The sequence below is a fragment of the Streptomyces sp. NPDC007157 genome (assembly GCF_040634235.1).
Lineage (GTDB): Bacteria > Actinomycetota > Actinomycetes > Streptomycetales > Streptomycetaceae > Streptomyces.
Window position 1 is genome coordinate 264,678 of the sequence record NZ_JBEYFE010000003.1, and the last position, 22,052, is coordinate 286,729.

At 71.6% G+C, this 22,052-nt stretch carries 20 protein-coding genes; 13 read left to right on the top strand and 7 right to left on the bottom strand.

The features are described from left to right. Positions 1-36: 36 nt before the first annotated feature. The 4 genes from ABZ642_RS06695 to ABZ642_RS06710 all read left to right on the top strand — a co-directional run bounded on the left by ABZ642_RS06695 (position 37) and on the right by ABZ642_RS06710 (position 3,857). Positions 37-834 carry an acetoacetate decarboxylase family protein gene (locus tag ABZ642_RS06695; RefSeq protein WP_360478199.1) on the top strand — a complete coding sequence of 266 codons (798 nt, stop codon included), beginning with the start codon at positions 37-39 and terminating at the stop codon, positions 832-834. Between the two features lie 56 nt (positions 835-890). Further along, a complete protein-coding gene (locus ABZ642_RS06700) occupies positions 891-1,292 on the top strand; it encodes a tautomerase family protein (RefSeq protein WP_360478202.1) in 402 nt (133 codons plus the stop codon). Positions 1,293-1,686: 394 nt separating this feature from the next. Then, a complete protein-coding gene (locus tag ABZ642_RS06705) occupies positions 1,687-3,117 on the top strand; it encodes a carboxypeptidase regulatory-like domain-containing protein (RefSeq protein ID WP_360478205.1) in 1,431 nt (476 codons plus the stop codon). A gap of 74 nt (positions 3,118-3,191) precedes the next feature. Then, positions 3,192-3,857 (top strand): nitroreductase, encoded by a 666-nt coding sequence (locus ABZ642_RS06710; RefSeq protein WP_360478896.1) that lies wholly within the window; start codon positions 3,192-3,194, stop codon positions 3,855-3,857. A gap of 70 nt (positions 3,858-3,927) precedes the next feature. Here the strand turns inward: ABZ642_RS06710 and ABZ642_RS06715 are convergent, their stop codons facing one another. Beyond that, on the bottom strand, positions 3,928-5,229 hold the full coding sequence (locus ABZ642_RS06715; protein ID WP_360478208.1) for a multidrug effflux MFS transporter: 1,302 nt from the start codon (positions 5,227-5,229) through the stop codon (positions 3,928-3,930). Positions 5,230-5,291: 62 nt separating this feature from the next. Here ABZ642_RS06715 and ABZ642_RS06720 point away from each other — a divergent pair, with 62 nt between their 5' ends. Then, positions 5,292-5,828: a MarR family transcriptional regulator gene (locus ABZ642_RS06720; protein ID WP_360478211.1), complete on the top strand. Its 537-nt coding sequence runs from the start codon at positions 5,292-5,294 to the stop codon at positions 5,826-5,828. A gap of 107 nt (positions 5,829-5,935) precedes the next feature. Here the strand turns inward: ABZ642_RS06720 and ABZ642_RS06725 are convergent, their stop codons facing one another. After that, a complete protein-coding gene (locus tag ABZ642_RS06725) occupies positions 5,936-6,286 on the bottom strand; it encodes a helix-turn-helix domain-containing protein (protein WP_360478214.1) in 351 nt (116 codons plus the stop codon). A 75-nt stretch (positions 6,287-6,361) separates the two neighbouring features. Next, on the bottom strand, positions 6,362-7,501 hold the full coding sequence (locus ABZ642_RS06730; RefSeq protein WP_360478217.1) for a DNA alkylation repair protein: 1,140 nt from the start codon (positions 7,499-7,501) through the stop codon (positions 6,362-6,364). Between the two features lie 392 nt (positions 7,502-7,893). Here ABZ642_RS06730 and ABZ642_RS06735 point away from each other — a divergent pair, with 392 nt between their 5' ends. Continuing rightward, the gene (locus tag ABZ642_RS06735; RefSeq protein ID WP_360478899.1) at positions 7,894-8,265 is read left to right on the top strand and encodes a VOC family protein; all 372 of its coding nucleotides are present in this window, start codon (positions 7,894-7,896) and stop codon (positions 8,263-8,265) included. 80 nt (positions 8,266-8,345) lie between these two features. On the opposite strand, the gene lpdA is transcribed toward ABZ642_RS06735, so the two are convergent. Together lpdA and ABZ642_RS06745 are read right to left on the bottom strand one after the other, a co-directional pair. Beyond that, entirely contained in the window at positions 8,346-9,743 is a 1,398-nt protein-coding gene (lpdA, locus tag ABZ642_RS06740; protein WP_360478220.1) for a dihydrolipoyl dehydrogenase, read from the bottom strand. A 53-nt stretch (positions 9,744-9,796) separates the two neighbouring features. Then, a complete protein-coding gene (locus ABZ642_RS06745) occupies positions 9,797-10,498 on the bottom strand; it encodes an SDR family oxidoreductase (RefSeq protein ID WP_360478223.1) in 702 nt (233 codons plus the stop codon). Between the two features lie 168 nt (positions 10,499-10,666). Between ABZ642_RS06745 and ABZ642_RS06750 the strand changes: the two genes are divergently transcribed. The 4 genes from ABZ642_RS06750 (at position 10,667) to ABZ642_RS06765 (ending at position 14,888) form a co-directional block, all read left to right on the top strand. Next, positions 10,667-11,167: a helix-turn-helix domain-containing protein gene (locus ABZ642_RS06750; protein ID WP_360478226.1), complete on the top strand. Its 501-nt coding sequence runs from the start codon at positions 10,667-10,669 to the stop codon at positions 11,165-11,167. 82 nt (positions 11,168-11,249) lie between these two features. Continuing rightward, entirely contained in the window at positions 11,250-11,756 is a 507-nt protein-coding gene (locus tag ABZ642_RS06755) for an SRPBCC family protein (RefSeq protein WP_360478229.1), read from the top strand. After that, entirely contained in the window at positions 11,756-12,814 is a 1,059-nt protein-coding gene (locus ABZ642_RS06760; RefSeq protein ID WP_360478232.1) for an LLM class flavin-dependent oxidoreductase, read from the top strand. The genes ABZ642_RS06755 and ABZ642_RS06760 overlap by 1 nt, the downstream gene beginning before the upstream one ends. A gap of 700 nt (positions 12,815-13,514) precedes the next feature. Next, entirely contained in the window at positions 13,515-14,888 is a 1,374-nt protein-coding gene (locus ABZ642_RS06765) for an alpha/beta hydrolase-fold protein (RefSeq protein ID WP_360478235.1), read from the top strand. Positions 14,889-14,985: 97 nt separating this feature from the next. On the opposite strand, the gene ABZ642_RS06770 is transcribed toward ABZ642_RS06765, so the two are convergent. Next, positions 14,986-15,681, bottom strand: a complete 696-nt coding sequence (locus ABZ642_RS06770; protein WP_360478902.1) for a TetR family transcriptional regulator — start codon at positions 15,679-15,681, stop codon at positions 14,986-14,988. A gap of 206 nt (positions 15,682-15,887) precedes the next feature. Here ABZ642_RS06770 and ABZ642_RS06775 point away from each other — a divergent pair, with 206 nt between their 5' ends. Next, positions 15,888-16,670, top strand: a complete 783-nt coding sequence (locus tag ABZ642_RS06775) for a polysaccharide deacetylase family protein (protein WP_360478238.1) — start codon at positions 15,888-15,890, stop codon at positions 16,668-16,670. Between the two features lie 250 nt (positions 16,671-16,920). Then, complete coding sequence (locus tag ABZ642_RS06780; protein ID WP_360478241.1) at positions 16,921-19,218, top strand: FUSC family protein; 2,298 nt, start codon at positions 16,921-16,923, stop codon at positions 19,216-19,218. Between the two features lie 254 nt (positions 19,219-19,472). On the opposite strand, the gene ABZ642_RS06785 is transcribed toward ABZ642_RS06780, so the two are convergent. Further along, entirely contained in the window at positions 19,473-20,345 is an 873-nt protein-coding gene (locus ABZ642_RS06785; protein WP_360478244.1) for a helix-turn-helix domain-containing protein, read from the bottom strand. 134 nt (positions 20,346-20,479) lie between these two features. Between ABZ642_RS06785 and ABZ642_RS06790 the strand changes: the two genes are divergently transcribed. Further along, positions 20,480-21,916: an amidase gene (locus tag ABZ642_RS06790; RefSeq protein WP_360478247.1), complete on the top strand. Its 1,437-nt coding sequence runs from the start codon at positions 20,480-20,482 to the stop codon at positions 21,914-21,916. Positions 21,917-22,052 lie beyond the last annotated feature (136 nt).

Genomic DNA, 22,052 nt, shown 5'->3' on the forward strand with positions numbered 1-22,052 from the left:
GTACGTATCGTATCGATCCTGGAAGGGAAATCTGCCATGAAGGGTTACACCCTGCCTCTGTCCCCCCGCGGCACCGCCAATCTGGCGCCGACCCCGCCGTGGCACTACGCCGGAACCGTCGTCGGCGTCGAGTTCTTCACCGACCCCGCCGCGGCCGAGGCGGCTCTCCCCGAGGGCCTCGTGCTCGACCCGGACACCCCCGGACGTGGCGTGGCCATGTTCATCGACTGGCAGTACTCGTCCACCGGCCAGGAGTACCTGGACCCCGCCCGCTCCCAGTACCGGGAGTTCCTCACCACCCTCGACGCGCGCTTCGACGACATGCCCGTCGCCTGGTGCCCGTACATCTACGTCGACAACGACGCGGCCATGGCCCGTGGCTGGGTCCAGGGCTTCCCCAAGAAGCTCGGTGTCGTCCACCAGACCCGCGCCTACCCCGTCGGCAACCCTGCCACCCCGCCGGTCGGAAGGGGCGGTCAGTTCGGCGCGACCGCCTCCACCGCCGGCCAGCGCATCGCCGAGGCCCGCGTCACCCTCGAACAGCCCCTCGACGATCCCGCCGCCCTCATGAACCGCCCCGTGGTCAACCTCCGGCACTTCCCCCGCCTCGCCGCCGGACAGCACGACAAGCCCGCCGTTCACGAGCTGGTCCTCGCGCTCCTCGACGACGTGAGCGTCACCGAGGCCTGGATCGGCACCGGCGAACTGGACTTCCTCCCGGCCCGCGGGGAAGAACTCGCCGACCTCCCCGTCCGGCGGACCGGCAAGGGCTTCCGCTTCCACCTCGCCTACTCCGTCAACGACCTCAGGACCCTCTCCGACCACGGCAACTGACCGGTTGCCGCGCCCCCATCTCCGACAACCCCCGACTCACCCCCACCGGAGACGCCATGCCCCTCTACACCTGCACCACCGCGCAAGGCACGCTGACCACGGAGACCAAGGCCGCGCTGGCCACGGAGATCACCCGGATCCACGCGGCGATCAACCATGTCCCGCCGGCCTACGTCAACATCGTGTTCCCGGAGCTTCCGCCGGACAACGTGTTCGTCGGCGGGACCCCCGCGACGCCACTCCTGCTCAACGGCTGGGCGCGACGCGGTCACCCGCATGAGAGCACCAGCCGGCTCGCCCTGGAACTCGCGGCGGCCGTCGCACGGATCGCCCGGGTGGATCCGGAATCGGTGCTGGTGGTCATCCAGGACAGCCCCGCCCGCTCGGCCGTGGAGGGTGGCCGTCTGCTCCCTGAGCCGGGCCACGAGTCCGAGTGGACAGGGACGCTCGGCCGGTGACGGAGAGGGGAGATCCGCGGCCCGCTCGCACCGGGCTGCCGGTCGCCCGTCTCACCGTTCCCGAGCCGCGCCGCCACTCGGCGGGGTCGGGGAGACCCCGGGAGAGGAGTGCGGCCGGTGAGCGCGGGATGCGGGCACGGCACCAGGCGAATCTCCGATCGGTACGTACGGGTCCCGGCCACGGCGATGGCCGGCGCGAAGACGGAAAGGGCGCCATGAAGGCGGAGACAGCACAGCGGACCGGCAAGAAGCAGGGCCCGCGGGCAGGGAGCGGCGAAGTCGGGTCCGCGGCAAAGCCGTTCGCGGCACGGCGGTCCGCGGCAAAGCCGGCCGCCACGGCCGGCGGTGCCATACGCGGGTCGAGCCGGTGAGGGCCCGTAACGGAGAACAGGGCATGTCGTCGGCGAGAGTCCTCGCCGAGACACTGTGGTTCCCGGTCACGCTGTTCCTGGGTTTCCTGTTCTGCTTCGCCCCCGCCCTGCACGCGCCTCAACCGCACCATGCCCACGTGGTGGTCGCCGGCCACGCACCGGAGGCGAAGGCCGGGGCCGCGCTGCACCGTCATTTCCCCGGAGCGTTCGACGTCACCTCCGTGGCGGACAAGCGGGCCGCCCGCGAGGCGGTGCTGGACCGAAGCGCCGTGGCGGGATACGTCGCCGGCAGTCGTCCGGTGCTCTACGTGGCCAAGGCCAACGGGATGTCCCTCCTCCAGGCGCTGAGCAAGGACTTCGCAGGACTCACCTCCGCGAAGAGCGAGCCACTCACCGTGAAGGACGTGGCGCCCACCGCCACCAGGGACCTGACGGGAACCACCCTGGTCTACTTCGGCACCGCCTGGAACATCCCCGGCTACCTGCTCGCCACGACCCTGCTGCGTGCGGTGACCTTCAACCGCCGCGGAAAGCTGTTGACGATCTTCGGTGTCGCCACTGTCTTCGCCGTGGTCGGTGATCTCGTGGGCGTCGGTCTCGGCTACCTGCCGAACGATCCGGCCGCCCTCGGGATGGCGTTCCTCCTCACGACGGCGGTGGCCACGTTCTGCACCGGCATGGCGCCGTTCACGAAGCAGTTCTTCCCCGGGGTGGGGATGGGTCTGTTCATCGTGCTGAGCACTCCCACCAGCGGAGTGGCCCCGGTGCCGATGCTGCCGGCGTTCTTCCAGCACGTGCACGCCGTGATGCCGCTCGGCAACGCGGTCGACGCGCTCAGAGGAGTCCTGTACTTCCACGGCGCGGGGGTGCTCAGGCCCGTCCTGGTCCTGTGCGCCTGGATCGCCGGAGGTGTCGGGCTCATGGGCTTCGACGCCTGGCGGCACCGCGGTACGGCCGCCGCCCGGCACAGCGGCAGGGCCCGGCGGGACAAGGACGTGGAGCCACCGGTGGACGACCCGTCCGTGGAGATACTGACCCCCACGGCGATGCCGGCCCACCACCACTTCGGCGAGCCGCTGCCGACGCTGACGGGTACCGTCCGCGACAGCGCGCGGCAACCGCTGCCGCACGCGGCGCTGACCGTCATGGACGGCAGGGGCCGGCAGTTGGTGCGCACCGCGACCGACGACCGGGGCACCTATGCCGTGGCAGGGCTGCCCGAGGGCCACCTCACCATCGTGGCCTCGTCCCGCAGCCGAAAGCCACAGGTCCAACGGCGGCTGCTGGAACCGGGTACCGTCCTGCGCGCCGACTTCACCCTGGGCGACCGTACGGACGAGGCACCTTCGCCGACGCTCTGTCAGTACGACGGACGGACCCCGAACCGGACTGCCCCGGATCCGGCCCTCCCGGCCGGCACCGACGGCTGGTCGCCGAGGGGGCTGCGCAGGTAGGCAGTGCAACGGCGGACATCAGGGGGTGGTGACCGCGACATGAGAGTGGTCGTCGGATGAGAGGACGCGAGGACGTGGACGTGTACGAGGCCGTGAACAGCCGCCGGGCCGTGCGGGCGTTCAGCGCTGAGCCGGTACCCAAAGAGGTTCTCGAACGGGTTCTGACCGCGGCGTCCCGGGCTCCGTCGAGCGGCAACCTGCAGCCGTGGCACGTATACGTCGTGACCGGCGAGCCCTTGGCCGAACTGAAGAGACGTGCGACGTCCAGGGCGCTGGCGGGAGACCCGGGTGACGAGCGGGAGTACCCGATGTACCCGGCCGAACTGGTCCCGCCGTATCTGGACCGTTTCTCCGCCGCGGCCGCCCAACGGTACGAGGCACTGGGAATCGAGCGCGGCGACCCCGGCAGGCCCATGAAGATCGCCGCCCTGAACTCGGAGGCGTTCGGGGCTCCGGTCGTCCTGTTCTGCTACCTCGACCGGAGGATGGGGCCCGGTCAGTGGGGGGACGCGGGGATGTACCTGCAGACGGTCATGCTCCTGCTGAGGGCGGAGGGGCTGCACAGCTGCCCTCAGGTGATGTGGACGATGTATCGCAGGACCGTCGCCGAGGCAGTCGGAGCCGATGACGGACTCGTACTGTTCTGCGGTGTCTCGGTGGGCTTCGAGGAGGAAGGCGCACCACAACCGCGCACCGGACGGGCGGACATGACAGAAACAGTGAACTTCATCGGAGTGTGACCACGCGACGGTCAAGAGGACCTTCAGCAAGCCCGGGAGCGGCGGGTCGGGAGCGGTTCCCGCTTTCCGATCAGTTCCTGGACACTGACGGTTCCTGATCCACCCGTACCGGCTCCCCGCGCCCCTCCCAAGGCCTGGCCAGGCCCAGCAGTGCCAGCGCTGCCGCCGTCAGTGAGGTCAGCATGATGAGGGCCATCGGTCGGGAGCCGTCCTCCCCGAAGATCCCCACCAGCGGCGCGGCCAGGGCGCCGAAGAGGAACTGGAGGCCGCCGAGGAGTGCGGATGCGGCACCGGGTGCCGTACGGCCGACCGCCTGGCCGATGCTCATGCCGCTCGGGAAGACCAGGCCGATGCCGCCCGCGGTCACGAAGAGGGTGATCCAGGTGCCCGCGAGGGTCTCGCCCGCGGTCACCAGGAGCAGGACCTGGGCGAGTGCGCCCAGCAGGGCGATGCCGACTCCCGCCGAGAGCATGGTGTTCAGGCGCATGCCACGCCCGGCCAGGCGCGCGAAGGCCGCCCCGCCGGCCAGCATGGCGACGGCGTTGGTGGCGAAGATGAGGGAGTACGTCGTCGAGGAGACCCCGTGCAGGTTCTCGAAGACGAAGCTTGAGCCGCTGATGTAGGTGAACAGTGCTGCCGAGACGAGGGCGACGACCAGGACGTAGCCCATGAACGTCCGGCCGGCGAGCAGCGCGCCCATGGCCCGGAAGGTGCCGGCGAGTCCGCCGTTGTGGCGCCGTTCGGGCGGCAGCGACTCGGGCACCGCCCGCACCACGGCGAGCAGGAGCAGCACCCCGAGCACGGCCAGCACGGCGAAGACGGTCCGCCAGGTGGAGACGGCCAGGACCGCCCCGCCGAGTACCGGCGCGGCGACCGGTGCCACTCCGATCACCTGCGACAACACCGCGAAGTGGCGCGGCAGTTCGGGTCCGTGGAAGCGATCGGTGAGGACGGCCCTGGCCAGCACCATGCCCGCCGCACCGGCCACGCCCTGCAGAAAGCGGGCGCCGGTCAGGAGGGCGATGTCGGGTGCGACGGCGCAGGCGACGGAGAACAGGACGAACCCGGCCGTCCCGGCCGTCAGCAGCCGGCGTCGGCCGACCCCGTCGCTGAGCGGGCCGATGACCAGCTGGCCGACGACGAGTCCGGCGAGGAACGCGGTCATCGTGAGCTGCACGGCGGAGCTGCTCGCTCCGAGCGCCTCCCCCAGCGCGGGAAAGCCGGGGACGTACATGTCGGTCGCCAGCGGGGCGACGGCGGTCAGCGCGCCCAGCACGGCGATCAGGGCGGTGGTCGTACGACCCGAAGGCGCAGGTCCGGTGGTGTCGGGGACGGTGTCGGAGCCGTTGAGCGAGGATGACGGAGCTACCATGGAAATAAAGGTAACCGATAGTTCACCAGCTAACAAATGTTCGAAGTGAGATGACGAGCCGCATGCCCGATACCGCCTCCCCCTCCCCCTCGACCGCTCCCTCGCCCAGCCCTTCCGCCGCCGACGTCGGCGCCCAGTGGTCCGCCCACAACCCCGACCTGGACACCTCCCCCATGGAGCTGGTCGGCCTGCTCAAACACGCCACCGGCGTGCTCAACCGCGCCGTGGAACCCCTCTACGCGGGCGCCGCCCTCACCGCGCCCGAGGTCGACATGCTGATCCCCCTCCGGCACGCGACCTCGCCGTTCATCGCCCGCAGCCTGGCCGAGCGGCTGGGGCTGTCCCGGGCGGGCGTCAGCAAGACCCTCGGCAAACTGGAGACACGCGGCTTCATCGCCCGTACCCCCAACCCCGCCGACCGGCGTGCCGCCCTGGTCACCATCACCGAGGCCGGCGCCGAGGCCGTGGACGACCTCTTTCCCCGACAACTCGCCATCGAGATCGGCCTGTTGGCCGGCCTGGGAGCGGACCGCGAACAGGTGACCAAGGCACTGCGCCGGCTGGTGGAGGCCATGGAGTCGCATGTGGGGCACCCCTGATCCCCGGTTGGCGCGACGGATGTCCCAACCGCCATCGCCACCGTGAGCGCCAAGTCCGATGGTCGTCACATTTCGAGAGCCATCGAGATATGCGCCCACCGCCCGCCTCAGACCGCGCCCGCCCCGTCCTCCGCGGCAGCGGCGGCCAGCACGGCCGTCAGCAGGCCGGGAAAGCGCCGCTCCATCTCATCGGCGCGGAGCGTGTTCATCTTGGCCGTCCCGACGTAGTACTGCCGGATCACACCGGCCTCGCGCAACACGTTGAAGTGGTGGGTCAGCGTCGAGAGCGACACCGGCGCCTCGAACGTCCCGCAGCTCAGGTCCTCGCCGGCGCGGGCGAGCTGCGCCACCACCAGGCGCCGTACCGGATCCACCAGCGCCTCCAGCACCTGCTGGAGCGAGACCTCCGACAGCTCGGGGTGCTCCACTGTGCGTGCGGTGGTACGGGGGCGGGCCACGATGGCTCCTCGGGGTGGCTTCGGGACGGTCACGTCATAGTACGACCGCCATCGAAAGCACCGGCGGACCCGAGATCATTCCTCAGGGCGCCGCGACACCGGACCGTCGGCCGTCAGGAGCCGGAATTCCGCCAGGTCGAAGCGGTGCCCGTTGACCTGGAGCTGCACCGCGTGCGCGCCCGGATAGTAGACGCGCGTGGTGATGGGGCGGAACGAGTGGCTTCGCGTCACGTCGACCGACTCCCCGGGGGCCAGCTGCCGCTTGGCGAGCTTGAACACCTTCGGCGCCAGCTTCCCGTTCGACTTCAGGTGGTGGACGACGTAGTCGACGGCGAGGGACACCGGATTGCCCGAGACGTTGGTGATGCGCGCGGTGAAGACGAGGTTTCCGCCCATGGGGACATCGGTCTCGTCCAGCAGCGGACCCACCACTTTCAGGTCCTCGCCGCCGCCGTGGAACCCGACCAGCTCCAGGGCGGCCGGCTCGCCCTTCTTGACGAGGGTGCGCATCGCGTGCCGGACCAGAGCGGAGGTGGTCGGCTCCGGCTTCCGCAGCCAGCGGGCGGCGGCCTCGGCGGCCAGTCCGGCGTCGAGTCGCGAGATGTCGTTGAGGTGGTTAGCCACCGAACGGCGCACGTCCTGCGAGGCATCGGCGTACAGCCTGTCCAGCAGAGGCACCGTGACTCCGGGGTCGCGGTTGAGGGCGGGCACCTGCCGGGCCCAGGGAAGTTTGGGGCGGCTGCCCTCGCTCGCCAGCCTGCGTACGGCCGGGTCCGGGGAGTCGGTCCAGGTCAGGGCCGTGGCGAGAGTACGGTCCAGGTCCGCGTCGAGGAAGGTGCGGAGCGCGAACTCGCTGGTCAGGCGGGGCGTGAGCCGCGCCAGCAGGTCCAGGCCGTCGTCGAAGTGGCGACCGGTGCCGGAGGTGGTGGCCGCGGCGGCGACGGCTTCGGTGACCGGCCAGATCATCCAGCCCGTCAGGTCATCCCGGGTGAGGGCCCGCCGTACCGCCCGGGCCAGCTCCTCGTAGTCACGGCCGCAGTCGGCCAGGAGCGCGTCGCCCACCGTCCGGGCCCGCTCACTGAGGCCGAGCGGGCCGAGCAGTGCCGGGCTGTCCGCGACGGCCTGCCAGCGTGACGCACCGGGAACGGCCTCCCGGAGGATGACTGCCAGACGACGGATGCTGTCGGGACTGATCAGCTCGTCCGCGGTGGGCATGCTTCCTCCAAAAAGGCATCTCGCCAGAGCGGCAGACAGTTACTTCTAATTTAGCAGTAAGCGGGGTGGACGTGATGCGCGGACCGAGACCGTCCGGCACCGTGCGCAACTCCCTTGCCCCGGCCTGTGACGGTCGTTAGGGTCGGCCGGGTGACTGCCGGGTCGGCCATGGGCCATGCACGAGTGAGGTTCCCGGCCTCGGCGTGAGTCCGAGGCGGGCCAGGGGCCCGCCCGTCTTCTCCGCGTCTTCGCTCCCGGCGCCTGTACGCCCGTACTACGGCGCCCAGCCCGAGCAGATCCCGAGACCGGAGAGTTCCTTGACCTTTGAGCAGCAGCGCCCGCACGACCGGACGCACCCTCGCGCGTCCGAGCCGTCGCCGGGCGCCGTCCAGCTGAACCACACCGCCGTCTACGCCAGCGACCGCCGCCGGTCCGCCGAGTTCCTCGCCGCCGTCCTGGGCCTGCGGGTCGGCGCCCCGCTGGGGCCGTTCCTGCCCGTAGACCTCGGCAACGGCGTGACGCTCGACTACTACGAGAAGCGGGACGAGCCGATCCAGTCCCAGCACTACGCCTTCCTGGTGCCCGAGGAGCGGTTCGACGGCATGATCGCCCGGCTGGAGACGGACGGCGTCACCTATTACGCCGACCCCCACCACACCCGACCCGGCGGCACAAACGACCTGTTCGGCGGCCGAGGCGCCTACTTCGAGGACCCGGACGGCCACAACATGGAGATCATGACCCGGCCGTACGTCCGGCCCTAGCGGACCCGTGCGGGTGTCCGCGCCGTCGTCGTCCCGTGCGACGACACGGACACCCGCACACTCAGGCACCGGGCCCGCCGTCAGAGGTTGATCATGTGCCCGGCGAGTCCGTGCAGGGCGTCCTGGACCGCCTCGCTCAGGGTGGGGTGGGCGTGCACGTTCCTGGCGAGTTCGGTCACCGTGAGGTCCCACTTCTGAGCCAGCGTCAGCTCGGGCAGCAGCTCGGTCACGTCCGGGCCGATCAGGTGGCCGCCGAGGAGTTCGCCGTAGCGGGCGTCGCTCACCAGTTTCACGAACCCGACCGTGTCGCCGAAGCCGTGGGCCTTGGCGTTGGCCATGAAGGGGAACTTCGCCACCCGCACGTCGAAGCCCTCGGCGCGGGCCTCCGCCTCGGTCCAGCCGAAGCTGGCGATCTGCGGCTGGCAGAACGTGGCCCGCGGGATCATGCGGTAGTCCAGCTCCATGGTCTCCGCACCGGCGATGCTCTCGGCGGCGACGATGCCCATCGCCTCGGCGGTGTGCGCCAGCATCAGCTTCGCGGTGACATCGCCGATGGCGTAGATGTGCGGCCGGCTGGTCCGGCAGTACCCGTCGACGTCGATGGCCCCGCGCTCGGTGAGCCGCACCCCGGTGGCGGCCAGTCCGTAGCCGGCCGTGCGCGGCTGGAAGCCGGTGGCCTGCAGGACCTTCTCCGCCTCCAGGACCTGTTCCGTGTCGCCCTGCCGGACGGTCACGCGGACGTTCTCCTCGGTCTCCTCGATGGCCTGCACGGCCGTCGAGGTCAGCACGCGGATGCCCTGCCGTTTGAAGCGCCGGGTGAGTTCGGCGGAGACCTCCTCGTCCTCCAGCGGTGCGATCCGGTCCAGGAACTCCACCAGCGTGACCTCGACGCCGTACGACCGCAGCAGATAGGCGAACTCAACGCCGATGGCGCCGGCACCCGCGATGACCAGGCTGGCGGGGAGGCTGTCGGAGAGGATCTGCTCCTCGTAGGTGACGACGCGCCGGCCCAGGGTCGTGCCAGGCAGCAGTTTCACGGTCGAGCCGGTCGCGATGATGCAGGAGCGGAAGGCGAGTGTCGTCTCGCCGTCCCGCATCCGCACCTGGAGGGTGTGGGGATCGAGGAAGGTGCCCTGCCCCTCGAACTGCTCGATCTTGTTCTTGCGCATGAGAAAGCCGACGCCCTTGACACGTCCGTCGGCCACCACCCGGCTGCGTTCGTAGGCGGCGCGGTAGTCCAGGCCCACCTCGCCGCTGATCTTCACGCCGAACTTCTCCGCGTCGTGCAGGATCAGCTGGGCCACCTCGGCGTTGCGCAGCAGGGCCTTCGCCGGGATGCAGCCGATGTTCAGGCAGACACCACCCCAGAACCGGCCCTCCACGATGGCGGTGCGCAGGCCCAGCTGGGCGGCACGGATGGCAGCCACGTACCCACCCGGCCCGGCTCCCAGGACGACGACATCGAAGTCGGTTTGCATGGCTCCACCTCACCCTTGGGTTGAGTCGGTCCGCTGACTCCACCGTCGCACGATCAGGCGGTGCCGTAGATGAGATCGAGCGGACCGGACAGGGCGGCGCGGACCTTCCGGGTCGTCTCGTCGACCAGTACTTCGGGCTCGTCACGGGCGATGGCGTCCATGGTCTGCGCCGCCACTTCGGCCGGGTCGATCTTCGGGCCGGCGATCTCCGTGGTGGCATCGGTTTCCACATAGCCGACGTGCACACCGACGACCAGGGTCCCCTGGTCCCGCAGGGCCAGGCGCAGCGCGTTGGTCAGCGACCACTGAGCGGACTTCGACGCCGCGTAGCTGGGGAACCGGCTGTTCGCCCGCCAGGAGGCCACGGACAGCATGTTCACCAGGGCGCCGCCGCCGTTGGCCGCGAGGACCGGCGCGAAGGCCCGGGAGACGGCCCAGGTGCCGAGATAGTTCACCTCCAGCTCCCGCCGGGCCCCGTCCAGGGAGCCGACCGCCAGCAGGGGCGGCCCACCCTGGATGCCCGCGTTGTTGATCACGATGGTGGCGTCGGACGCCGTCCGCGCGGCGGCCTCGACCTGGTCGCCGTCGGTGACGTCGAGGCGCAGCGGTTCCAGTCCCGGCTCGGTGAAGTCCTCCGGCCGGCGGACGCCCGCGTACACCTTGGACGCGCCCCGGGCCAGCAGCGCACGCGAGAACGCGAGCCCGATCCCCCGGTTCGCTCCGGTCACCAACGCGACCGATCCCTCGATCTTCATGGTCGGACACCTCGTTCCGCCGCAGGAAAACCGTCATGACCAGTCAAAGCGCACGGGGCATCGCTGTCCACGCGGCCCGGACGCGGTCGGCCGTCGGCAAGCCGATCCCGCCCGACATCAACATCATCGTCAGCTGAGTTTTTTCATGAGACTCGCTATCGTAAGGACATGAAACGGACGTCGTTCGCCAAGTGGCCGTGCTCCATCGCACGGACCGTCGATCTGCTGGGTGACCACTGGACGCCCCTGGTGGTGCGGGAAGCGTTCTACGGGATCCGTCGCTTCGACGAGTTCCAGCAGGAACTGGGCATCGCCCGCAACACGTTGACCGACCGGCTGGGTCATCTGGTCGACGCGCGGATCCTGGAGAAGCGGCTGTACGAGACCGAGCCGCCGCGCTACGACTACGTCCTGACGGAGAAGGGGCGGGACCTGTTCGCGGTGCTCGCCGCGATGTCCGCGTGGGGCGACCGCTGGCTGGCCGGGGAGCGAGGGGTCCCCGTGGTGTTCCATCACGACGCCTGCGACCACGACACCACGGCCGAGGTGGTCTGCGCCCAGTGCCGGGCGCCGCTGCGGGCGGAGGAGACCTCGATGCGGATGGGGCCCGGCTATCCCGAGCGGCTCAAGGAGCGGCCGGACGTACGACGGCGGTTCGGCACCGACTGAGCACGGTGCTCCCTCTTGACATGGAGAGTCTCATAAAGCAACTCTGAAGGTCAGACCCTTGACGGCGAGGAGGCCGACGACCTTGGAGTGGACGGGCGCACGCTATGCGGACAAACCGACGGTCGAGGTGCGGACCTGGATCGACGCCCCACCGGAGAAGGTGTGGGCCCTGGTCAGCGACATCGAACTGATGCCGGACATGAGCGAGGAACTCCGGTCCGTCGCCTGGCTGGACGGTGCGGCCGGGCCGGCGGTGGGCGCCCGGTTCGTCGGCCGCAGCGAGCACGAGGCGCTCGGCAAGTGGGAGACCACGTCGCAGGTGATCGAGTGCGAACCGGAGTCGGTGCTCGCCTGGGCCGTGCAGGACCCCGCCGAACCCTCCGCGGTCTGGCGGTTCCGGCTGCGCTCCGAGAACGGGGGGACCGAACTGTCGCAGTGGATGCAGCTGGGGCCGGGTCGTTCGGGGCTGTCCGTGGCGATCGACCGGATGCCCGACAAGGAGCAGAAGATCGTGTTCGTAAGGTTGCGGGAGTTCGAGCGCAGCATCACCGCCACCCTCACGCAGATCAAGCAGCGGGCGGAGGCGTGATGCGGACGGCCACCACGATCGAGGCCTCGGGCGGCGAACACTGGTCCCAGCTGGGCGACTTCGTCGTCGAGGCGGAGAAGCTGGGCCTGGACATCTGCTGGGTCGCCGAGGCCTGGGGCTCCGACGCGCCCTCCGCGCTCGGCTACTACGCGGCGCTCACCGAGCGAATGCTCCTCGGGTCCGGTGTCATGCAACTGGGCACCCGGACCCCGACAGCCGTGGCCCAGACGGCCATCACCCTCTCCAACCTGTCCGGCGGGCGCTTCCTGCTCGGCCTCGGCGCCTCCGGCCCGCAGGTGATCGAGGGACTGCACGGCGTGCCCTTCGCCCGGCCGCTGCGGCGCATGCGCGAGACGGTGGAGATCGTACGGCGGGTGCTCGACGGCGGCCGACTCGCGTACTCCGGCGCCGAGTTCAGCGTTCCGCTGCCCGGCGGCGAGGCCGTACCGATGCGGCTGTCGATGCGCGCCGAGCACGAGATCCCGATCTATCTCGCCGCCCTGTCCCCGGCCATGCTGCGGCTGACCGGTGAGGTCGCCGACGGCTGGCTGGGCACCAGCTTCGTGCCCGAGGGCGCGGCCGACGCGTACTTCGCCCACCTCGACGAGGGCCTGGCCCGCAGCGGCCGTACCCGGGCGGACCTGGACGTCTGCCAGGGCGCCGAGGTCGCCTTCGCGCCCGACGAGGAGGCGCTCGGCGCGATGGTCGCCGGCCGCAAGAAGGAACTCGCCTTCAGCCTCGGCGGCATGGGGTCCGCGTCCACCAACTTCTACAACGGCGCCTACAGCCGCCAGGGCTGGGCCGAGGTCGCCGCGGAGGTGCACGAGCGCTGGCAGGCGGGTGACCGGGACGGCGCGGCCGCCCTGGTGACCGACGAGATGGTGCTGGGCACGACACTGATCGGCACGGAGGCCATGGTGCGCGAGCGGCTGGCCGTCTGGCGTGACGCCGGCGTGGACACGGTCCGCCTCTATCCGGCCGGGGAGACCCTGGAGGACCGGCTCACCACCCTGGGCAGGGCGATCGAGCTGGTCCACGAGGTCGGCGGGGCCGCCTGAGCCGACGGTGTGACGCGGCGTCGGCCCGGGGCCCGTCGGTGTACCGGCCGCTGTCCGGTCGCCGGGCCGCTGTCGGGCACCCGAGGCCCGCCACCCCACCCGGATCGACCACAACTTCACCGTCGCCGCGGGCAAGGACGCCCCGCACGGCAGTTGACCCACCCTCGCCCCACCGTCGGAGGTCCTCACACCGAGGGCCTCCGACTTGTTGTGTCCCGGGTTCTGAGCGCATTCCCCGAGCGCCTCGACCGATATTCCGCGCGCATTCCGGGATTCTAAGGAAAACGACAGGAAATTCGCGCTCCGCCGCCGAGCTGGGCCGATGAGACGATCTCGCCGCGCGCAATCTTAGATCTCGCGCCACCTCCGTTGACGGTCTCTCACCTCGATGCAACGCTCACGGCGCACCCGCCCGGCAATGAGTTCTTATTTCCGGTCCCGCGCCAACGCCCACTCGACCCGCATTTTCCCGCCATATACCACCGGGTCGAATTCGTGCGGTCAATTGATTGCAGCCGGAGGAGAGAGATCTGACGCGGACCAATGAAAACCGGACAGAAGGCCGGGCAGAGGACCGCAGGGCAGGGCAGGGCACGGCAGAGACCGACGCGGCCAAGATCGCCGATCTGCCCCGCTCGCTGCGCGGCTGACCCGCCGCCGTATCCCCACCGTCGTACCCCCACCGATGAAGGAGTTCGTCTTGGTAACCAGGCGCACGCTCATCGCCGGCTCCGCCGGCATCGGCACCGTGGCCGCACTCGGCGGCACCGCCGTCGCGGCCGCCTCTCCCGACCCGACGGATCCGGTGTCCGGGGCCGGACACATCGTCGGCGCCACCGCGATCACCCAGGTCTACGGCGTCGGCCAGAAGCTCGTGGCGGTGGCGGTCGAGTACGACCGTCCCATCGCGGGCTCCTCCCTCTCGGCCTCGGCGTTCGCGGTCACCGACCGCACGGTCACGAGGGTCTACGCCAACACCTCCGCCGCGCTCGCCGAGCGGGGCAGGAACGGCCGCCACGTCATCGTGGAGCTCTCCCCCGACGACCGGGCGGCCCTGCTGTGGGGCAAGGACGCGGTCGGCGCGTCGAGCAGCCCGGCGCCGGCGCCCAGCGGATCGGGCGGCCCCGGCGCCGGCGGTCCGACGGCCGGCGACACCACCCCCGGCGGCCCCATCGTCCCGGCCAAGGCCACCGTCACCCAGACCGGCACGATCACCACGACCCACGGCAGGTCCTACCCGCCGAGCGGCACGGCGGTGGCCACGAGTGCGGTGGTGAACCCGATCGTCGACGACTTCGAGCAGTTCACCTTCGACGACCCGGAGACCGGAAGGTCGCTGAAGTACAACCTCTTCACGCCCAAGGGCTACGACCCGCGCAGGAAGTACCCGTTGGTGCTGTTCATGCACGACGCCAGTGTCGTCAACGTCGACACCGTCGGCCCCCTGGTCCAGGGACTCGGCGCGGTGTGCTGGGCGAGCCCCGAGGACCAGGCCCGGCACGAGTCGTTCGTGCTCGCGCCCGAGTACGGCGAGATCGTCATCGACGACACCTACCAGCCGACCTCGCTCTTCGAGACCACCGTGCATCTCGTCGAGGCGGTGTCGGAGCAGTACGGCATCGACACGAAGCGGCGGTACACCACCGGTCAGTCGATGGGCGCGATGCTGTCGCTCGGGCTGAACATCCGGTACCCGGACCTGTTCGCGGCCGCGTACATCGTCGCCGGGCAGTGGCCGGAGACCCAGGCCGCGCCACTGGCGGGGAAGAAGCTGTGGATCGTCGTCTCACAGGACGACGACAAGGCCTTCCCCGGCGAGAACGCCATCACCTCGGTCATCCGGGCGCAGGGGACCGAGGTCGGCACGGCGGTGTGGGACGCGGGGGCAGACGCCGCGCAGTTCGCGGCGGACGTACGCCATCTGGAGAAGCAGCGGACGCCGGTGAACTACGCCACCTTCCAGACCGGCACGGTCACCGGCACCACCGGCGCCACGAGCGCGCACATGGGCACCTGGCAGATCGCCTACTCCATCCCCGGAATCCGCGACTGGATCATGAAGCAGTCCCTGTGACCCGACGAACCGGGTGTCCGTCGGCATACGGCCGACGGGCACCTCGGTGTTTCCCGCTGCCTCCGGCGGCGCGGGGCGTCCCGCCGGGACCGGCGCCTCAGGCCTCCGGGGCCGTCGTGCGTACGCCGTTCAGCAGGGCGGTCAGGATGCGGGTCAGCCGGGGTTCGACGTCGACCACCGCGTGCGCCAACTCGGGGTGGCTTTCGTAGAGTTCGCGAAGACCGGTGCCGGGTGCGGCCATCTGCCACAGCGCCCCGGCCATGCCCGTGGCCGTGGCGATCACGTCCACGGCCGCGCCCTCTCCGATCCCGAGCAGGCCGCGCAGCACGGTGGCGATCGACGCGACCTCGGCGAGCGCGACCGTCTTGAACTCGTAGGCGGAGTCGAGCGACACGTTGCGCTCCAGGTTCAGCGGCGCCTGGGCGAGCAGGTCGCAGAAGAACGGCCGAGCCACCAGCGACCGGGCGACGGCCGCCGCGATCTCGTCATGACCGGCGCCGGTGAGCTCGCCCAAGTGTGCACGCAGCGCCGCCGACCACTCCTGCCAGCCTTCGCCGGTGAGCGTCAGGAAGATCTGCTCGCGTGTCTCGAAGTACCGCAGCATCGCGGATTTGTGCATGCCGACGGCGGCGGCGATGTCGGTCAGCGTGACCTCGCGCACGCTGCGCTCGGTGCCGAGCGATCGGGCGGCGTCGAGGATCTCCCGCTCACGCTGCTGCTTGGCCGCCGCACTCCGGGCGCGCTGAGGGCGAGTCGAACTCACGAGCGGAACCTTAGCACAACCAAGTTGCATTAATAACGCGACCATGTCCCCGCCCACGGTTGTGGTCCGAACCGCCAACACCGATCGCCCCGCCCGCCGTTAAAGGACACGCAGGAAGCCTGTCGCAGATCTCTCGCGGAATTGTCCGTGATCGGTAACGGATGGATCCGGTGCCCGCCGCCTTCCGTCTGGACGGGTGCACGAGTTCAACGGAACGACAGGAATCGGGGCGGACGATGGCACGGCGCGGCGGACGAGGGTGGTACGGCCAGGTGGCCGCGGCGGCGACGGGGGTCACGGCGGTGGCCGTGGCCGCCACGCTGTGGACCTCGCCGTCCGGTCCCGTCGGCGGGAGTGCGGGAGCCGGGACTTCGGCCCACCCCGGGGCGCCCGGCGCCGACCGGAAGGCGGCCGCGGTGTCGGCGGAGATCGCGCACGCCTCGGACCGGGGTGCCCGGGGCGTGAACATCACCATCGACGACGGTCCGGACCCGGTCTGGACACCTCGGGTGCTCCAGGTGCTCAAGGAGTACGGCGTGAAGGCCACGTTCTGCATGATCGGCCCGCAGGCGCAGGCGCATCCGGACCTGGTCAGGGCGGTGGTGGCGGCCGGGCACCGACTGTGCGACCACACGGTGTCGCACGACGTCACCATGGACAAAAAGTCCGACGCCTACCAGTCCCGGCAGATCCTCGACGCGGAACGCATGATCACCCAGGCGTCGGGGGGTGTCCGCCCGCTCTACTACCGCGCCCCGGGCGGCGCCTTCACCCCGTACAGCAGGAAGCTCGCCGCTTCGCACGGCATGCGGCCGCTCGGCTGGAACGTCGACTCGAAGGACTTCGAACGCCCCGGCACGGCGGCGATCGTCGGCACCGTCAAGGACGAGATGCCGAACGGGCCGACCATCCTCTTCCACGACGCCGGCGGCGACCGCTCCGAGACCGTGGCCGCCCTGCGCGAAGTGCTGCCCTGGCTCAAGGAACAGGGGTACGCGTTCGGCTTCCCGGTGCGGTGAGCCGGACCGCGTCGGTCTGGTGCGCCGAGCCCCCGGTCGCGTTCGGCTTCCCGGTGCGGTGAGCCGGACCGCGTACGCCTGGTGCGCCGAGCCCCCGGTCGGGCGATGATCCGCTCGACCGGAGTGCCGGCCCGCTCAGGGCGTCGTACCGTCCCGGTAAATGTTGCGGACCGCCCGAGGGTGGCCGCATATGGGTGGTGTGCGCGGTGCGGCGGCGGGGCCGGCTGCCCTGGGCCGGCGGGAGGTGTACATGTCGGGGCGCACACCGCGCTGGGTGACGTGGCTGCGCGACCGGGACCCGGACCTCGCGGCGACCCGGCGGGCCGCGCGTACCGCGCTGGTGATGCCGGCCCTGTTCGCCCTGTGCGGCGAGGTGTTCCACAACCCGACGATGGCGAGCTTCGCCGCGTTCGGGACGTTCTCGATGCTGCTGCTGGTCGACTACTCCGGTCCGATGGTGGAGCGGCTGCGGGCGCAGGCGGCTCTCGCGGTGGCGTGGCTGCTGCTGATCTGTGTCGGCACGCTGGCGGCGGCCGACATCCGGCTCGCCGTGGCGGCCACGGTCGTGGTCGGGTTCGCGGTCCTGTTCGCGGGTGTGGTCAGCTCGGTCCTGGCCGGCAGCTCGACGGCACTCCTGCTGGCGTTCGTGCTGCCGGTCAGCGCACCGGTACACCTGTCGCAGCTGCCCGACCGTCTCGCGGGCGCCGGCCTGGCGGCGGCGGTGGCGCTGCCGGCCGTCGCCCTGATGTGGCCGCGTCCCGTCGCCGATCCGCTCAGCGCCCCGGCGGCCGCCGTCTGCCGTGCCGCCGCCGGGTATCTGCGCGCCCGCGCCTCCGTGCCGGCCCCGGACGGGTCGGTGCCCTTCAGCGATCAGTGCAGAGCGGCGGCGGAGGTCACCGCCCGTTCCGGCGCGGAGCTGCGGGGAGCCTTCGACGCCACCCCTTACCGCCCCACCGGCCTGTCCGCGACCTCCCGTGCGCTGGTCCGGCTGGTCGACGAACTCACCTGGCTGTGCGCCGTCCTCGTGGACCGGTCCGAGTACACCGACGAACCCCCCGGCTGTGATCCGGCCGCGCACGGCGTGCGCCGCGCCGCCGCGCATGTCCTGGAGGCGGCCTGCGACCTGCTCACCGACCTGACCGGCGACACCGGCCCGCTGCGGGCCCGCGCCGAGGAGCTGCGGGCGGCGCTGACCGGGATGGAGCACAGCTCCACCGTGCGGGTGCCCGCCGAACACCCGGGCGGGAACAGTACGGCGGAGATCTACGGGTTCATCGCCGCGCTCGACGTGTCCTTCCGCGCCCAGGAACTCGGCTTCGCCGTGCTGCAGATCGCCGACAACGTGGACATGGCGGCCACCGCCTGGCAGCGCAGCTGGCACGAGCGGCTGCTGGGTCGTGAGCCGGGTGCGCTCGCCGCACCGCTGGCCTCCGCACGGGAGCGGGCCGCCGCGCATCTCAGGGCCGACTCGGTGTGGATGCACAACAGTCTGCGCGGCGGCATCGGCCTCGGCATCGCCGTGTTCCTGGCCGACGCGACCGGCGTGGGGCACTCCTTCTGGGTCCTGCTGGGCACCCTGTCCGTACTGCGCTCCAACGCGCTCAGCACCGGGCAGAACGCCGTCCGCGCCGTCCTCGGCACGGTGGGCGGCTCCGTCATCGGCGCCGGGCTGCTGCACCTGATCGGCCACCACGGCACCGCGCTGTGGTTCGTGCTCCCGGTGGCCATCCTGTTCGCCGGCATCGCGCCCGCCGCCATCTCCTTCGCCGCCGGGCAGGCCGCGTTCACCGTCACGCTCGTGGTGCTGTTCAACATCGGCCACGACCCCAACTGGCATGTCGCCCTGCTGCGTGTCCAGGACATCGCGTTGGGGTGCCTGGTGAGCATCCTCGTCGCCGTGTTCTTCTGGCCGCGCGGCGCCCAGACGGCCGTCCACAAGGCACTTGCCCAGGCGTACGAGGACAGCGCCCGTTATCTCGGCGGCGCCGTCGACTACGCCCTCGGCCACCGCCGCCCCGTCGACCCGGATCCGCAGAGCCGGGAGGCGGCGGCCTCCGCCCGCCGCCTGGACGACGCGTTCCGCAGCTTCCTGGCCGAACGCGGCGCCAAACCGGTGTCGCTGGCCTGCACGACCGCCCTCGTCTCGGGCGTGGTCGGGCTGCGGCTGGCCGCCGACGCCGTCGTCTCCCTGTGGCAGGGCGAGGACCTGGCGCGCGTGGAGGCCGTGCGGGCCGACGCCCACAGTGCCGTCCTCGGGTCGGCGGCCCTCGTCACCGGCTGGTACCACGGGCTCGCGGCCAGCCTCGGCGACCGCGGCCCCGTCCCCGACGTCGTCCCCCTGCGCCCCGAGGGTGCCGCGCGGCTGGTCCGGTCCGTGCGTACCGAACTCAGCGACGGTCAGGGCCGGGCCACCCCCGTCGCGGTCCGGATCATCTGGACCGACGACCACGTCGACGCCGCCCGGCGCCTCCAGCCGGGCCTCGCGGACGCGGCGAAGACCCGGGCGGCGGCTCACCACGGCTGGCCGCGGAAGAGGCCCACCGGCTGACCGTGGCGACGACGTCCGAGCCGCTCACCAGGGACTCGCCGAGCCTGGCGACAACAAACCAGCCGCTCACCACAGACCCGCCCGACCCGGTGACATCGAACCAGCCGCTCACCGTGGGTCCGGCGACCACGACGACAACGGACGAGCCGCTCACCACGGACCCGCCGGCCCCGGCGACGAGGACCGGCGGCGTGCCCCGGGGCCGGGGCGGGGCGGCACGGTCGTCCTGTCAGCGCGCGGTGGCTCGGAGTTTGTCAGCGCACGGTGGCTCGGAGTGGTGTGCCGGACAGGTATGCGGGGGCGGCCCAGGCGACGTCGTCGACCGCGAGCCACGGCGCGGCGGAGACCGCCGAGGGCGTCGCGCCGGTGAAGGCACGGACGTCACGGTGGAGGTGGGACTGGTCGGCGTACCCGATCTCCGCCGCCACCTGCGCGGCGCTGTGCCCCGCGGCGAGCCGGTGGGCCGCGTGGTCGAAGCGGATCAGCCGGGCCGCGCGCTTGGGGGTGAGGCCGGTCTGGGAGCGGAAGCGGGACCACAGCCGCTTGCGGCTCCAGCCGACCTCGGCCGCCAGCGGCTCGACCCGGACCCCGCCCAGGTGCGTCACCATCTGCCGCCAGACGAAGGCGATCTCCGGGTCGACGGCCCACCCGGTCCGGTGCCGGCGGGCGAGCGCGGTCTCGGCGAGCGCGAACCGGTCCTGCCACGACCCGGCGGCACGCAACTGCTCCTGGGCGCGTGCCGCGTCGCGGCCCCAGAGGTCGTCGAGGGTGACCACCGTGGCGCCCAGCTCCGAGGAGGCGCCGAACACCGCGTGCGCGACGACCGGGGACAGGCGTATCTGCAGGCACTCGACGGCACGGCCGTAGCCGCGCAGCCCGCTGGCCGCGAGTCCGGCGACGATGCTGCCGTGATGACGCCGCCCGCCGCGATCGTCGACGGCGAGCGAACGGTCGCCGAGGTCGACGACCACCGTGACCGCCGGGTACGGGATCACGCCCAGGTCGACGGGGTCGGTGGTCCGCGCGCGGAATCCCGCCATGCTGACTCCCGGCAGCCGACCGGGCCGCGCCGGGACGGCGATGTCCCAGATCTGCGCGGCGTCCCGAGCCGGCCGTGCGGTCCGCATGGCGCCAGCGTACGGAACATTCGTCCAAGACGGAGCGGCACGGGCCCGCCGAGACTGACGGCCTGCCCGTCAGGGACACCGGCGTGATCCGCCGGGCGTCCCCCGGCCTCCCGGACCGGAAAGGACCGCACGTGATGCGCGCACCGATCGATCTGTTCACGCCGGCCGTCGAACTCGCCGCGGCCATCCGCCGCAAGGAGGTGAGCCCGGTCGAGGTGGCCGACGGCTTCCTTCGGCGGATGGACGCGCTGGATCCCCGGCTGAACGCCTTCTGCCACCGGGCCGACGACGAAGTCCGCAAGGCCGCGGCCGCGGCGGCCGACGCGGTGGTACGGGCCGCGTCGCCCGACGACCTGCCGCCCTTCCACGGTGTCCCACTGCCGGTCAAGGACCTTATCGACGTGGCCGGTTGGCCCACCACCTATGGCTCCGCCGGTGGCGGTACGGCACCGGCCACGGTCTCGGACCCGGTGGTGCGGCGGTTCATGGACGCGGGGTTCGTGCTGCTCGGCAAGACCACCACCTCGGAATTGGGTGCGGTGCCCTTCACCGAGAGCGCGGCCCTGGGCATCTCGCGCAACCCGTGGGACCCGGACCGCACCCCGGGCGGGTCGTCCAGCGGGGCGGGGGTGGCCGTCGCCGCCGGGATGGCGCCCCTCGCCCACGCCGAGGACGGTGGCGGGTCGATCCGCATCCCCGCGTCGTGCACCGGTCTCGTCGGCCTCAAGCCCACCCGCGGTCTGGTCAGCGGCGAGATCGTCTTCGTGGAGGGTCTCGCTTCCAGCGGCGTGGTCTCCCGTACGGTGGCGGACACCGCGGCCGCTCTGGACGTGCTGGCCCGCCACGATCCGGGCGCCTGGTGGTCGCCGCCGTCGCCGCGCGGGTCGTTCGCCGCCGCGACGACGGTGGAACCGCCGGCCGGGCTGCGGATCGGTGCGCTCACCGACTCGCCGGTCGACGGGATCGGGGTGGACCCGGCGTGCGTGGCGGCCGTCGAGGGCACGCTCCGGGCGCTCGAGTCCGCCGGTCATCACGTCGTGGACACTCCCCTTCCGCTGCCTCCGACGGACGAGTTGGTCACCGCGTTCACGACCATCTGGAACGCCGGGGGCGCCGCCATCGAGCTCGCGGATCCGGAGCGCGTCGAGCCGCACAACCGTGCGCTGCGCGAGGCGGCCCGGTCGACCGACTCGTGGGCCTACGTGGAAGGGGTGCGGCGGACCCAGCAGTTGTCGCGGCGCATCGTGGAGGGCTTCCTCGCCGGCTTCGACCTCCTCGTCACGCCGACGATGGCCTGTCTCCCGCCGCGCATCGGCGCCTGGCGCACGGGCGTCGACGAGAATCCTCTGGCGGCGCTGCTGAACAGCTACCCGATGGGCGTGTTCACGTCGGTGTTCAACGTGACCGGGCAGCCGGCGATATCGCTCCCCCTCCACCACGACGAGGCCACCGGGCTGCCCGTAGGCGTCCAGATCGTCGCCGCCCCCTGGCGGGAGGACCTGCTGCTCCAGGTGGCCCGCACCCTGGAACTCGCGCTCCCGTGGAGCGGTCGCCGCCCACCCGTCGGCTGACGCCCCGGCCGCCACGCGATCGGCCACCGCATCACCGGGTGGCGCGGCTCCGGAGCCCGCCGGGCCACGTGAGGGGGGTGGACCGGCGAGCCCGACGGAGCGCGGGCCGGCGGGGCCGGCGACGCGCCCCGCACGT